The organism is Hyphomonas sp. KY3 (assembly GCF_017309975.1).
In the GTDB taxonomy this organism is placed as follows: domain Bacteria; phylum Pseudomonadota; class Alphaproteobacteria; order Caulobacterales; family Hyphomonadaceae; genus Hyphomonas.
This window is the reverse complement of sequence record NZ_CP022271.1, coordinates 375282-388453: the sequence shown is the minus strand read 5'-3', so window position 1 is coordinate 388453 and position 13172 is coordinate 375282. Positions and strand designations below refer to the sequence as shown.

The 13172-nt window shown below is 63.0% G+C and carries 17 protein-coding genes; 4 read left to right on the top strand and 13 right to left on the bottom strand.

The window, feature by feature from the left end; all coding sequences use genetic code 11:
* Positions 1–13: 13 nt before the first annotated feature.
* The 6 genes from CFA77_RS02035 to CFA77_RS17260 all read right to left on the bottom strand — a co-directional run bounded on the left by CFA77_RS02035 (position 14) and on the right by CFA77_RS17260 (position 3105).
* Complete coding sequence (locus CFA77_RS02035) at positions 14–592, bottom strand: S26 family signal peptidase (RefSeq protein WP_206992042.1); 579 nt, start codon at positions 590–592, stop codon at positions 14–16.
* Positions 589–1095: a DUF2840 domain-containing protein gene (locus tag CFA77_RS02030; RefSeq protein WP_206992041.1), complete on the bottom strand. Its 507-nt coding sequence runs from the start codon at positions 1093–1095 to the stop codon at positions 589–591. Before CFA77_RS02030 ends, CFA77_RS02035 begins: the two co-directional genes overlap by 4 nt.
* The gene (locus tag CFA77_RS02025) at positions 1092–1376 is read right to left on the bottom strand and encodes an AlpA family transcriptional regulator (protein ID WP_206992040.1); all 285 of its coding nucleotides are present in this window, start codon (positions 1374–1376) and stop codon (positions 1092–1094) included. The genes CFA77_RS02030 and CFA77_RS02025 overlap by 4 nt, the downstream gene beginning before the upstream one ends.
* A 155-nt stretch (positions 1377–1531) precedes the next feature.
* Positions 1532–2350 carry an abortive infection family protein gene (locus CFA77_RS02020; RefSeq protein WP_206992039.1) on the bottom strand — a complete coding sequence of 273 codons (819 nt, stop codon included), beginning with the start codon at positions 2348–2350 and terminating at the stop codon, positions 1532–1534.
* A gap of 103 nt (positions 2351–2453) precedes the next feature.
* Positions 2454–2873 carry a DUF2285 domain-containing protein gene (locus CFA77_RS02015; RefSeq protein WP_371822967.1) on the bottom strand — a complete coding sequence of 140 codons (420 nt, stop codon included), beginning with the start codon at positions 2871–2873 and terminating at the stop codon, positions 2454–2456.
* Positions 2791–3105, bottom strand: coding sequence for a transcriptional regulator domain-containing protein (locus CFA77_RS17260; RefSeq protein WP_371822985.1), 315 nt, complete (start codon positions 3103–3105; stop codon positions 2791–2793). Before CFA77_RS17260 ends, CFA77_RS02015 begins: the two co-directional genes overlap by 83 nt.
* On the opposite strand from CFA77_RS17260, the gene CFA77_RS02010 reads away from it, so the two are divergent.
* Entirely contained in the window at positions 3073–3252 is a 180-nt protein-coding gene (locus tag CFA77_RS02010) for a hypothetical protein (RefSeq protein WP_206992038.1), read from the top strand. The genes CFA77_RS17260 and CFA77_RS02010 overlap by 33 nt on opposite strands.
* Positions 3253–3299: 47 nt before the next feature.
* Here CFA77_RS02010 and CFA77_RS02005 read toward each other — a convergent pair whose 3' ends face one another.
* Positions 3300–3575, bottom strand: coding sequence for a DNA -binding domain-containing protein (locus tag CFA77_RS02005; RefSeq protein ID WP_206992037.1), 276 nt, complete (start codon positions 3573–3575; stop codon positions 3300–3302).
* Between the two features lie 173 nt (positions 3576–3748).
* Here CFA77_RS02005 and CFA77_RS02000 point away from each other — a divergent pair, with 173 nt between their 5' ends.
* Positions 3749–3976, top strand: a complete 228-nt coding sequence (locus tag CFA77_RS02000) for a helix-turn-helix domain-containing protein (RefSeq protein ID WP_206992036.1) — start codon at positions 3749–3751, stop codon at positions 3974–3976.
* Positions 3977–4019: 43 nt separating this feature from the next.
* On the opposite strand, the gene CFA77_RS01995 is transcribed toward CFA77_RS02000, so the two are convergent.
* From CFA77_RS01995 to CFA77_RS01970, 6 genes are all read right to left on the bottom strand, one after another.
* Positions 4020–4352, bottom strand: a complete 333-nt coding sequence (locus tag CFA77_RS01995; protein ID WP_206992035.1) for a DUF736 domain-containing protein — start codon at positions 4350–4352, stop codon at positions 4020–4022.
* A 537-nt stretch (positions 4353–4889) separates the two neighbouring features.
* Positions 4890–5354 carry a hypothetical protein gene (locus CFA77_RS01990; protein ID WP_206992034.1) on the bottom strand — a complete coding sequence of 155 codons (465 nt, stop codon included), beginning with the start codon at positions 5352–5354 and terminating at the stop codon, positions 4890–4892.
* Between the two features lie 121 nt (positions 5355–5475).
* Positions 5476–6414 (bottom strand): DUF2493 domain-containing protein, encoded by a 939-nt coding sequence (locus CFA77_RS01985; RefSeq protein ID WP_206992033.1) that lies wholly within the window; start codon positions 6412–6414, stop codon positions 5476–5478.
* 320 nt (positions 6415–6734) lie between these two features.
* Positions 6735–7775, bottom strand: coding sequence for a toprim domain-containing protein (locus CFA77_RS01980; protein ID WP_206992032.1), 1041 nt, complete (start codon positions 7773–7775; stop codon positions 6735–6737).
* Between the two features lie 90 nt (positions 7776–7865).
* Positions 7866–9923, bottom strand: coding sequence for a ParB/RepB/Spo0J family partition protein (locus tag CFA77_RS01975; protein WP_206992031.1), 2058 nt, complete (start codon positions 9921–9923; stop codon positions 7866–7868).
* 125 nt (positions 9924–10048) lie between these two features.
* Positions 10049–11245 carry a DUF932 domain-containing protein gene (locus tag CFA77_RS01970; RefSeq protein ID WP_206992030.1) on the bottom strand — a complete coding sequence of 399 codons (1197 nt, stop codon included), beginning with the start codon at positions 11243–11245 and terminating at the stop codon, positions 10049–10051.
* 393 nt (positions 11246–11638) lie between these two features.
* Here CFA77_RS01970 and CFA77_RS01965 point away from each other — a divergent pair, with 393 nt between their 5' ends.
* Complete coding sequence (locus tag CFA77_RS01965) at positions 11639–12256, top strand: type IV toxin-antitoxin system AbiEi family antitoxin domain-containing protein (RefSeq protein ID WP_206992029.1); 618 nt, start codon at positions 11639–11641, stop codon at positions 12254–12256.
* Positions 12249–13118: a nucleotidyl transferase AbiEii/AbiGii toxin family protein gene (locus CFA77_RS01960; RefSeq protein ID WP_206992028.1), complete on the top strand. Its 870-nt coding sequence runs from the start codon at positions 12249–12251 to the stop codon at positions 13116–13118. The genes CFA77_RS01965 and CFA77_RS01960 overlap by 8 nt, the downstream gene beginning before the upstream one ends.
* Positions 13119–13172 lie beyond the last annotated feature (54 nt).

Here is a 13172-nt window from a genome sequence, read left to right as displayed (position 1 = left end):
AGGGAAGTTCCTTTCATTTGCGGTCGGATGAATTTGGAAGAGCGTCGGCGTCGCGATCGGCGCGCCAGACATAGCGGTCGTCGCCGTCTTCATCGGTGAGGATCGGAACGGCGCGTCCGATCACGGCGTCCGCCGGGAGCGCGCCGAAATAGCGACCGTCGAGACTGTCGGGATGGCTGGGATTCAGGAGGAAGAGTTCCGTCTTGGCGACGATGTGGCAGCCCTGCCAAACGGGCAGATCTCGGCCGAGGCGGTCGCTTGGCTGCGCCTGCGCCACGGTGATGTCGTCGACAGTGACAGCGGCGCCATCACGGCAGACACGCTGTCCGGGAAGCGCGGCGATATGCTTGAGAAGAGGCACGCCTTCGGGCAGATAGCCGCGCTCGTCGAGATAGATCGCAAGCGATTTCGGCGGATCGACAACGACAAGATCCCCGACGGATAGGTCATCATCCGAAGCAACGGCGTAGAGGCCGATGGGCGCGCTCGCGGAGGCGTTCCAGATCAGCTTGGGGCTTACATGGACGAAGGCCAGTCCGCCGATCGCCAGCACCGAGAAATAAGTCGACATGACGTAACCGAACCTAGTCATGACGCGCTCCCCGCCGACGCGGCGCGCCGCCTCTGTGGATCGGGCGGACAGGTTTGGCGCAGGAGCCAGGCGCGATGTTGAGCGGCGGTGTAACAGCGCGGCTCCATGCCCACAGACAGTCTGTTGTGGGCGTGACGCCAGTAGTCCGGCGCGGCGTCCGCCGGGTCGATGCCGAGGGCTTCAATCGCATCGATGATCTGGAGAACCCGTTCGACCTTGGGCCAGCCAGATAGGCGCAGCAGACTATCGCCGCCGGGCGTCACCTGCGGCACGGTCGCATAGGGTTCACCAGCTCGCGGCGCGCGCAGGATGTCGATCCGGCTTTCCGCTGTGCCAAACTCATTCGCTTGCCAGCGGACGAAGGCGAAGACGGCGCCGGGGCCGAAATTGACGGTGCTGCGACTGCGGCTCTGGATCGTTGTCCGGACGATCCGGCCGAAACGAATCCAGTGCTCGACCTGCTTCTCGATCCAGACGAGCTCGGCTGTGGTGCCGCCGCTCATGAGCGGGCCTTCCGCGCATAGGCGGGCGAGATCGCGGCATGCCGCTTGGCCGGCAGGACTTCGTCGCCGGTGTCATCCGAGGTCGAGCTCTTCTCCCCGCGGCTGACCCAGGCTTGCAAATCCTCGATCGCGTAGACGACACGCCCGCCGATCTTCGAGTAGCGCGGTCCCGTGCCGTAGGTGCGATGTTTTTCGAGCGTCCGCCCCGAAAGGCCGAGAAAACGGGCCGCTTCAGGCGTTCTTAAATAGCGTGGGGGAAGTCCGGCATTGGGATCGGGCATGGGTCGCGTCTCCGGTTAGGCCATCCCGCTGCGGGAAGCGCGGGACTGTCGGAGACGAGAAAAGCGTAAGATGCGCGCCGGGAGGGATGACGATCAGAGCGGACAGAAAACGTCACCCCAAATGATCGGCGGTATCGGTGTTTCGTCAGACTCGATCAGAACGGGATTTCGTCGTCCAGGTCCGCGGCCGGCGCCCGCCGGGAAGCTTCGATGCGTTCGATAAACGCAAGCGATGCGAGGACACTGTCGATGATGAATTGCGCTTCCGAGACGTCGAGGAGCTCATTGTCATGGGCGAAAGAGCGCTTGTTGCGCGCCTGGTTCAGACCGTCGAACAGTTTGTGCTGGACGCGCAGCGTTGGCAGCGCGAACTCACTGACGGCGCCTTCATCACGCAACGCCTTGCCGTATGCGCCGAATATGGCGTCGAGTGGGGTCTTTGCATCGACGGCCTGACTGCGCGATGCGAGCAGATCGCGGAAGCGTTTGACGCAATAGGTATGCACACGGTCCAGCGCGACATCGGGCTTCTCTGCGACAAGATCAGCGGCGATGGACGCACGCAGTTTGGGAAGCGTGGTGTCGCGTGAGAAGTCCTTGAATGCGTCGTCGAGGTTAAGCGCAGACGCGTTTTCCAACTCGTTCGTGAACTGTTCAAGCCATGCTTTCAGGCGCTCTTCCTTGGCAGGATCGGTCTCCACATATCCGTCGAGACCGCAGCGATACGCCCACAAGACGCGGAGAACTTGGGCGACGAGGCGCGGTTCGGCGACCTCGACAAATCCTCGGAGTGTCTTGCCTTTGCTGGCGCCTTCCACTTGGAAGCGTTGTTGGAAAATCTGAATGTCGAAATTCTCCTCAAACCACTCAGCCATGGTTCGGTCGGAGAAATCGAGGACATAGCCGCCGCCACTGTGAAAAATTTGGTCGAAGACAGCCCGTTGCTGGGATGGTAGCCGGCGCGTGCGTCCCATAATCCTCGGGAGGCTTGAGTCGAGTGTTGGCGAAGGTTGAATCATCCGATGAACATAACGGAAACTTCTCGAATGACACATGCGCTGTTAGATAGCAGCAGTTTCAGTGGTATGTGCCCTTAAGAAGCTGGCGGTAGCCGTGATCGATCATTCTTCGGCCGTGCATGGCGAGACGTGCAATTTGCGCCTTAAGCGAGCTCGTTTTCCAGGGTTCAGCGGCCACGCGATCGGCGCCAAAGAAAACTGTGGCGACGGCGCGATAGCTGGCGCCGCTCTGGCGTCCGTCAATTGTTCGCAGGGCGCGTTTCAGGCGGTTGCGTCGCTGCCGCGTGATTGGCGGATCGGCAGCGCGATCGATAAGTTGGTGATACAGTCGATCAGCAGCGGCGAGCCGAACGGGCCAGTCGTCATCGAGCGGAAGTAGGAGGCCAACAGGCCGATCACCGACCTGATCGCCGACAAGATTGACACCATATTTCAGCCGAATCCATGACAACCCGTCGCCGTCGATCTTGCGATCCACGATATGTTCGGGAGGTATGGATGTGGTTAAGCCGATGTCCGGCAGAACGGCGATGAGTTGGACCACGGCAGGCGCAGCGGATGGGAGCCAGTAGATCGGTGCGTTGAGCGCATTGAGCTTTGGATCTGCAGGGAAATCGTAACCCCCAGTCGGCTGGAGCGCCGCCGCCCTCCCGCATCAGGTCATAGTCCTCGCGATAGTGCAAGTTCCGCCGAAGGCATTCCCAGGCCAGTCCGGAAATGCCGAGATCATCGAAATGATCGTATTGGTGATCGTCGCGCCAGTCGGTCGGCATGGCGAACTCCTCCCAATCACGCGCCGAAATGTGGAGCAGCATCAGTTGTTTGGGATGTTTCTCAATAAATCTGCGATTGCATAGTATGGCCGCAGGCATCGTGTGATGCGTTGGACGCATCAGCGCACTTCTCAGCCTGTGGGAAGGCCATTCTTCAGAAGGTCTCGATAACCTTGCTCGGTCATCCAGCGAGCGCGTGACAGGTGACTGTCATGGACACGGCGGGCGCGTTCCGGTTCCTCATCCGCATCAATGCCGAGTAGAAGCGACGACACTTCTTCTAGCGATGCGCCAGCGTCGTTCGCGTCGAGAAGCCGCATGTAAAGCGCGAAGTGATCACGGTCATAGACGGTTACGGCCGCGTCGTTCGGCGGGGTGTCGGCGATCGTGAGCTGGGTGGCGGGCATCGGTGTCCTTGCGGGTCTGGCGCGATTTATTAATGAACCGGAAACCATGAAATGCGCAAGCGCCGGCCGGTTGAAACTTCCAGTCCTGGCTGCGAGCAGCCCGACGGGCCAGCTCCAGTGTCGCGTATTATAATACGTCGCATTAAAATACGCGATCCGCATTTTACTGGCGGATGGATATTCGGGAAGTTTTCGGCGCGAACCTTCAGTTTTTTCGAGAGAAAGCCGGTCTGAGCCAAGCCGCTCTGGCGGACAGGATGGGCGTTGACCGTGCGCATATAAGCGCGATGGAGCGTGGCCAGCAAAATGTGACGATCATCACGCTCTGGCATGTGGCCGAAGCGCTCGACGTCAAACCGGCGGCGTTTCTGGACGATCAGCGAAAGAGCCGAAAGGCATGATGACAGCCCCGCTCGGCAAGACCGGGCAGGGCTGTCGAAAGCGTTAGTCGCCGTTCTGGCGACGGGACCGCGACCAGATGAGGCTGTAGCTCTCTTCGCCCTCGATGACGGTGTCGTCGAAGAGGTTGGCGTAAATCGGAGCGGTGAAGCTCGGATCGTCGAGCTTGAGGCTCAGATAGTCGCGGCCTTCGTTTGAGCGTTTGGACCAGGCGGCGCCGATCTCGGCTCGGCCGACGAAGACGCGGTGGCTGGGGGCGTTGTCGTTCACGCGATCCTCTTCCCGGATGATCCGGACATTCTTCGCCTGAACGCTGAGGGTGACAATTTCGCCGACGAATTCGTTGGCGGACTTCTTGAAGGTTCCGATGGTGGCCATGTCAGTTCTCCTTTTGGCTTCCGAGCCCGCGCCCTTCGCGGCCTCGATGGTGATCGACACGGCCGGGACGACCGCCGACGCAGTCCATGGGACCTGCAGCGCAAGCGGAGGACGGCGGAGGCGGAGTTTCTTGTTCCGCGAGGAATGGGCGGAGCCCAGGGGAAGAAAGTTCGCCTCCGCCGTTGCGGCCAAGGCGGTCGAGGCGTCAGCCGTTCCCGGCCAGATCAGTCCATGAGAGGCCGTGATGGGCGTGGGTGATGAGGCTCAGGAGAAGTTTGTCAGTGGCCAACGATGACCGAGAATTGCCGGCAACATGCGTCTGGCGATGAGCGATCAACATGGTTTCAGATAGAGAGATGGGATCAGGCCGGTGAGGGTTGAACGAGATCGCTTCATCCCGGCTTCGCGCGCTAAGAGCCGGATTAGGCCTGTTCTGTCAACGCGCGGAAATGCCCGCGAAATGCGCCAGGCGCGACTCCGGTATCCGCTCGGATGCGCCTTGATCGCAGAGCGACACGTTAGATTGGCCTGAGCGACTCAGCCTTCTCGGGCCGCGTATCCAGCATGATGCGAGTCGACGCCGCCGGACTGCGTCTCCGATCCTGCAAGGGATGCGATGCGCACCCATGCCGTCGCGCCGACGATGATCGCACCGATGCTCGCGAAGATGAGGGTCCGCGCCTCGCCTGCGCCGCCGGTCTCAGAGAGCCCTTTGACCGCGTGAAAGCCGGCCAGCCCCGCCGGCAAGGCATAGAGCGCACCGATCGCCAGGCGGATGGTCGGTGACCGGATCGTGGCGAACGCGACTTGCCCGAGGATAAGAGCGACGGCACCGGCGACCAGGGCGACGGCGATGGCGCTGATCGGCCCCGCGCCGTTTTCAAACGCATAGTAGCCGACAGTGACGGCGACGAAGAACGGAAGCGCATAGACCGCCAGGCTGAATAACAGCCAGCAGAGAAAGCCGAGGCCGACAACGCTCAGCAATGCGGACAGAAACATGGGCGGTCTCCTTCATGGATGGAGCGCCTCCACCAACCGCCACGGCGCTTTTCGAAGCATAGCGCAAAGCGGCGCGCGCCGGAACCTTCCGGCGTGCGCATCAGGTGATGCATCCTAGGCATCACGCTGCCTGCGCAGTGTTTTTCTTCGGCCTGAAATCGAAGAGCGGGACGCCGAGTTTCTTGGCCTTGTCGGCGAGATTGTCGGTGATCCCGGAGCCCGGAAAGAGGATGAGGCCGATGGGCATCGCCTCAAGAAGCGCGTCGTTGCGCTTGAACGGCGCCGCCTTGCCGTGGCGCTTCCAGTCCGGCTTGAAGACGATCTGCTGGCATTTGCGGTTATCGGCCCAGCAGGCGGCGATCTTCTCGGCGCCTTTGGGCGAGCCGCCATGCAGGAGCACCATGTCGACGTGCTTGGCTTTCACACGGTCCAGCGCATCCCAGATGGCCCGATGGTCGGTGACGTCGAGCCCGCCGGAAAACGCGACCCGTGGTCCGGTCGGCAGAAGCGGTTCGATCTCGGCGCGACGCTTCGCCGTCAGATAGTCTCGGCTGTCGATCATGGCCGCGGTCAGCGTGCGGTGGCTGATCCGCGATCCCGAATGCGGACGCCAGGTCTGGCCGATATGGGTCTCGAAGTGGTCGGCGGCGACATCGCGCATGAGCTCGTAAGCGTTCCGCCGCTCGATCAGCGTGACGCCCTGAGCCGTCAGGGCTTCAAGTTCGACGGAGCGTACTTCCGAGCCGTCCTGTTCGCGTTGCGATCGTTTCTGGGCCTGCTCATTGTCGTCGAGGTCGCGGTCGACGCGGGCTGCTGTGCGATGAAACAGGTTGGTCACGGACCAGAGCAGGTCTTCGAGATCCGGTTCGAGACGCGTGTCTTCCAGCGTGTCGGCGAGCGCGTCGAAGATGTCGGCTATCGCACCCTGGAGGGCGTCGGCTTCGGGCAAGGGTCTCGGGTCGGGTTCGTCGGCGAAAGGCCGATAGCCATAAAGCTGCAATTCCTCGAGTACAGCCGCAGTTGCGGAGTTGGCCATTGGTTCGGTGGTCTCGGCGGTCATTGGATCGTCTCCTGTTCGGCGTGGGCCGCGCCTCTCGCGGCCTTCGCGAGCGACGGGAAAGCGGGGGCTGGCCGGGACTGCACCGCCGGTCACGGCGGCCGGAGCCAGCGGCGGAGGACGGCGGAGGCGGCGATCTTTTGCTTCGCGATGCAAAGCCGGGCCTCTATGCCCGGCTGCGGAAAAGAGTGCCGGCGCAGCCGTTGCCGGCCCGGCCAGTCTCCGCTCCGTCTCGCTCCTCCCGGAAGGCCGAAGGCGAGGCTCTCGAATTAGGAGGTGATCTGACGATAGCGACCAGACCAGTGACGGGCCTGCTCAGCCGCTCAGTGTTCGTTGGAAAGCAGCCGTGAGAAATCGGCCGTGGCCAGTTGCTGACCCAGATGCGTCCTTAGGTCGTCCCGTCCGAGCTTGCGGAGGTCTTCGTTGAAGTCGCCGCCAAGAGAAAAAAGCCGGATTGTTTCGACACCGACGGCTCCTGCGCGTTCGATCAGATTGGCGGTGGCCATGTCGCCTGCTTCGTCGGCGTCGGTGGCGATGTAGAGACGCTGAAGCCCGGTCGGCAGGATCAGCGCGGCGAGATGATTGGCCGACAACGCGGATATGACGGGCATGTTGGGCAACGCCATGCGCACGGAGAGCGTGCTTTCCAGCCCTTCGCCAGCAGCGAGGATGTCGCTCGCGGTTCCGATTCGCACGCCATGGCCGAGCAGGTTCCCCATCGCCTTGCGTGATGGATCGAGGGGCGCCTTGCGAGCCGTCACCGGATCGAGCCAGGTGCGATGGACGCCGGTCAATTTGCCGTTCCCGTCCGTGACCTTCGCGAGCAGTGCTGGCCAGGTCTCCGGTGGGGTGTTTTTGGGCTGACCTTCGCGCCAATAGTAGCAGTGCGGATGAAATCGCAGCGCTGCCGCATCGCCAAGCCCGGAAAGACCGCGTCGATGAAGATAGCGCTCGGCGAGCGTTCCACCGACCGGTCTTCCCATGGCGAAGAGGCGCCGTGCAGCCTCCGGCGATCTTCTGGGCGCGACCACGCGTTCGCGAGTTGGCGGTTCAGGTCGTGGGAGGCTCAGGAAGATCCTCGCCTCATCGAGTGTCTCGCCGAAGGATTGCAAATGATGCGCGGCGGCAATGAGATCGAGCAGATCGCCATGCTCGCCCGTGGCGGCGTCGGTCCATTTCCCGGCGGCGCCCGGACCGTGGGCTGGTCCCGTCAGGCGAACATAAAGACTGCGTCCGGGCGTGTTCTCCACATCGCCAACAATCCAGTAGCGGCCCTGCCTGCGGCCGTTGGAAAGATAATGACGGCAGACGGCCTCTGCTTCGCGCCCGAGCCGTCGCGCAATATCGGATGTTGTATCGGTCATGCACGCCTCCACGGTGACGCAAAAAAGGAGCCCGCCACGATGGGCGGGCTCCAGGGGCGGCTGCGGGAGCCACGGGGGGATGGCTCCCGGTCACTCGGCCGCAGTGGCGAAGGCGTTGCCGGTGACAGGTTCATCATCGGCGACGACGGCGGAATCGCCCATGGCCGTTTCGCCGCCGTCCTCCGCCGATTGCGCTTCGCTCTCGGGAAGAACCGGCATGCGCAGGACTTCGGGCAGCCAGCCGGTTCCTTCGAGTACCTCTTCGGCCGCCGCGACCATCTCCGGCTTCTTGAGACCCGCGATGCGGGCGGCTACCTCATCGCCCTTGGCTTCGCGCACGGCTTCGAGGATGCGGGCCTTGGTGACGCGCGCGAGATAGCTCTCGCCCGTCGGCGTCCAGCCTGCCGCCGCCATGTCGAGCCCGAGCGTCGCCGCCAGCACGTCCGCGTGGGCGAGTGCTCGCGGTCGGCGATTGTAGGGCTCCTGAAGGGCATTGACCGTCATGGCGACGCAATGCGCGAACAGCGCCTCACGGCTGTCGCTGTCGAAACCGACGAGTGCGTCCCACAGATCTTCAGGCGCCTTGGGAAGCGTCGTGAGCCAGCTCTTCGTGCGCGCATCGACGCTGAGCGCATAGGCCGTGTCGCCTAGGCCCGGCGCCTGGGCGCCGAAACCGGCACTGTGCGGCGTGATCTCGACACAGCTATCCAGCGGATAGTGATAGAAGAGCCGCAGCGTCATCGCATGCAGGGCGGCGAGGAAAGCCGTCTGCGGATCGTTGGCCAGCGCGTCGCGAAGGGCGAGCGTGCGATGCGCCGTCAATTCCATGACGAGACGATCGGAGAGCGGCTTCAGACCATCGTCTTCCTTTTCGGCCTCATCGCTGGAATGCGCAGGCGTGGTGTCATCGACCTCCTCATCGGCGGAGGTGTCGATCCCATCGGCCTCATCCTGCCCATCGGTCTCGACTTTGGGTTCGTCCTCTGGACGGACATAGCCGCGCTCGACGCGCAGGCGGCCGTCATGACCGATGCTAACGAAGACGCCCGCCATAGCGATTTCGTCCGGCTCGAAGCGGACGGGCCGCTCCTGCAAGGCTTCCATTGCCGTTTCGATCTCGCCGAGCCGGATGTCGATATCTTCCGGGAACTCCTCGGCGTCGGCGTACTCGTCTTCGAGCTTGTCGTATTCGGCCTTCAGCGCGTGGAAGCTCGCGATCTCGTCCTCGCTCATCGGCTCGGTCTCGCCGATGATCCGGCGCAGACCGTAGGTATGGCCGTATGGAAAATCTGTGCCGATCTCGATCCATTTCCAGCCCTCGGCGCGGATCGCTTCCGCATCGGTTTCGAGCTTTTCATCGACGAGTTTCGCAAGCAGGCCTACATCCTGCAGCCAGCCGCCATCATCGGACTGGAAGAGATCGCGAAGGATGGCGCCGCCGGCCGCCTCATAGGCGTCGAGCCCGATGAACTGCGCCCGCCGGTCGGTGGCGCGCACGGCGCCTTCGGTCAGCATGCGGCGGATTTCATAGGGCTGCTTTGCGTAAGTCCGCTTGATCGACTCCCAGACCTGTTCCTGGCGCTCATGGTCGGGATTGACCGTGAAGGCCATGAGCTGGTCGAGGGTCAGTTCCTCCTCGGCGTAGACCTCGAGAAGCGACGGCGCGATGGCGGCGAGCTTGAGCCGCTGTTTGACGACATTCGTCGAGACGAAGAAGGCCGCCGCGATTTCTTCCTCGTGTCTGCCTTTCTCGCGCATCGCCTGGAAGGCGCGAAACTGGTCGAGCGGATGAAGCGGCGCACGCTGAACATTCTCGGCGAGACTGTCTTCTTCGGCGAGGCCGTCCGTGCGCACGATGCAGGGCACGGGCGCAGTGCGGTTCAGCCGCTTCTGCTTGACCAGAAGTTCGAGCGCCCGGTAGCGGCGTCCGCCGGCCGGGATCTCGAACATGCCGGTTTCAGCGCCGTCCTCGTCCAGCACCGGCCGGACGGTGATCGAAGACAGAAGCGTACGCCGGGCGATATCCTCGGCCAGTTCCTCGATCGAGACGCCAGCCTTCACGCGCCGGACATTAGACTGGCTCAGCACCAGCTTGTTGAAGGGGATGTCGCGCGAGGCGCTGAGAGTGATTTTCTGAAACTTGGTCATGTCAGTTCTCCGCGACGGGCTGGCCGAAAGCCTCTCTCTCGACCTCCAAACCCGTCACGAAAAACCCGGCCCGCCTCTTCCTCTTGAGGAAGCGACGGACCGGAGAGGCGGAGCGCTGGCCGCAGCTACGCCGCGCGCTCCAGAAGCTTCTTCGCCTTGCCCTCCATATCGAGCCGGGCGTCCTGCTGCGGTTTCGAGCGGGCGACGGCGGTGATGCCCTGCACGAAGTCGAACACGGACTCGGGTGGGCGGCCTTCCTCGGCGAGGACTGTCTCGACGATCCTGGCCGTCTCCGCCTTGGAGAAGCCCCGCTTGCGGAGGAAGTCGGTGCGGTCATCGTCACTGCGGGCGACGATCCGCTCGCGCGCCGCACGGATACCTTCGACGAAGGGGCGTGGCGAGGAATCGGCGAAGCGGGTCAGAGCCGGCGCCGCCTCGTGTGCGAAGCGATTGGCGGCGTATTTGGAATGCCGGATGCTGATTTCCTGGAAGTCCTCAACGCCCCAGAGATTTCGGTTCTGGCAGACGGCGCGCAGATAGAAACTGGCGATGCCTAGTGTCTTGGCGCCGACCTCCGAGTTCCAGCAATAAAATCCCCGAAAATAGAGATCGGGCGATCCATCCGGCAGCTTGCCCGCCTCAATCGGGTTCATGTCGTCGACCAGGAAGAGGAAGACGTCGCGATCGGAGGCGTAGAGCGTCGTCGTATCTTTGGTAATGTCGACCATCGGGTTGTAGACGCCGCTCGACCAGTCGAGCGTGCCCGGCACTTTCCAGCGCGTGTCACCGGTTCCGTTGCCTGCGATCTTCTGCACGGCGGCGACGAGTTCGTGGTCGTAGATGCGGCCATAGTCCGGGCCGGTGACGGCGCGCAGCTCCGTGCGCCCATCCTCGGTTTCCAGCGTCTTGATCTGCTCGGCTCGGTGCGAGGTGAGCCCGTATTGCAGGTTGATGCCCGCAAGCGGCGCCGGGAGCTGGCGCAGATAGGCCGCCGGCGCGCTGACCAGGCTGGCGAGCTGGCCGAAGCTCCAATGGGTGGCGTGGACCGGCGCGTCGGCTTCGGGCAGGACAAGCGCCAGGTTTTCCGGATCGTCGCGATGGGCTTCGACGCGGATCGCCGCGCTCTCGACCGTCCGCGTGCGGCTGCGCTCGGCGCGGCTCTTCACCGAGGCGTAGAGCTCCGACAGGGACAGATAGCGCTCGTCATCCGGCCGCGAAAACCATTCCGAGGAGACGCGGCTGATCCGCTCTCCGCTCGAGATATCAACTTTGTAGCCGCCGCTCGCGTCGCGCCGGCCGTACAGGGTTTCAAGGTTGGTCATGGGTCAATCTCCGCGACGGGCTGGCCGGGAGCCTCTCTCTCGACCTCCAAACCCGTCACGGCGAAAGCCGCCGAACTCTTACTCTCTGGGGGCGTTGCGGGGTCTCCCCGCAGAAGGGGTCGGCCGAGACCTAGGCTCGGCCGCAGGGGAAGGCTTTCCCCAGCCAGACTTCCAACCAGCGGTCAACGAGATACCAATCAGCGGAACATTGGCTCCCAATTAGCCGAAGCGGTGCTTCCGCCCCGCCCACAGCCCGGCCCGGAGGGCGACGCCCTTTCTTCTAACGATCTCGGACAGGTTCCCTGAGTGGGGCGAGGCTTTGTCTTTCCTTTCGCCATTCCATGTGATACAAAACCTCACACTATGGATGCTGAAGTGCGAGAATATATATCGATGTCCCGAACTCGGTCCCAACGCGAGATAGCCCGCGATCTCCTCGCGGCGCGTGGGATTATGCGCCTCGCGGAACTCAGAGAAGCCGGTGTCACTGCCGCAACCGTCAGCCGCATGGAGAAGGATGGCGAGGTCATCCGCCTGGCGCGCGGGCTCTACCAGCTTCCCGACGCAGAGCTCGATGCAAACCACAGCCTCGCCGAGGCGGCCAAGCGCTTCCCCAAAGGGGTGATCTGCCTCGTCTCGGCGCTCGCCTTTCATGGAATCACGGATCAGCTTCCCAAGAAGGTGTGGATAGCGATCGGCCGGAACGACTGGACGCCGAAGCCGAGCGATATGCCGATCCGTGTACTGCGTTTCTCGGACGATCTGCTTGCCGAAAGCGTCGAGACCCACGTGATCGAAGGCGTATCGGTAAAGGTATTCGGCGTGGCAAAGACTGTCGCAGACTGTTTCCGTCATCGCGGCAAGATCGGTCTCGCCGTCGCGCTCGAAGGCCTGCAAGAGGCTCTGCGGCAACGTAAAGCCACACCCGCGGAGATCGCGAGGGCAGCGGATACAGGCGGGGTCGGGACCGTGATCCGCCCCTATCTGGAGGCACTGACCGCCAATGGCTAGGGAGATCAAGAATATCGGCGCCTCGGTGCGCGCCCGGCTTCTCAGGCTCTCCAAGGCGAACGGGCAGAGTTTCGATCTCGTGCTCACGCGCTTTGCGCTGGAACGCCTTCTCTTCCGCCTCAGCCGGTCGCCCCATGCCGATCGTTTCGTGTTGAAAGGCGCGATGCTGATGATGAGCTGGTTCGACGATCCGCACCGCGGCACGCGTGATCTCGATTTGCTGGGTTTCGGCGATCCGAGCGAGGACGCGATGATGGCGACATTCCGGGAAATCCTCGCCCAGGATGTCGAGGACGGCGCCGTGTTCGATCCGGACACGCTACGCGTCGATCGCATTCGCGAGGATCTCGACTATGGCGGTCTCCGGCTGCGCGCCATCGCTACGGTTGGCGGCGCCCGGATCAACCTCACGATCGATATTGGTTTTGGCGATGCGCTAGAGCCCGGGACGGAAGTCGTCGACTACCCGGTCATGCTCGACCTGCCCGCGCCGAGGCTGCGCGCCTATGCGCGGGAGACGGTTATCGCCGAGAAGTTCGAAGCGATGGTGGCGTTGGGCCGGGCGAACAGCCGGATGAAGGACTTCTACGACATCTGGATTCTCAGCCGCTCATTCAGTTTCGATGACGACAGGCTTGCGCAGGCGATCGCCGCGACCTTCGCGCGGCGCGAAACGGCGATCCCGTCCGAACCGCCCGACGCGCTTACGCCGGCATTTGCGGCGGACGAACAAAGGCAGCGACAGTGGCGCGCCTTTGTCGAAGACGTTGCCATTGATCCAGGGCCTCTTGCGCCGGTCCTTGAGGAACTCGCTGACTTCCTGATGCCACGGGCCAGGCGGGCAAACGAACTGAGTCAGTAGTGACAGAGTGGATGGTTGCACTGAGGAGAACACTCAGGGACGAAAGGATTTAAG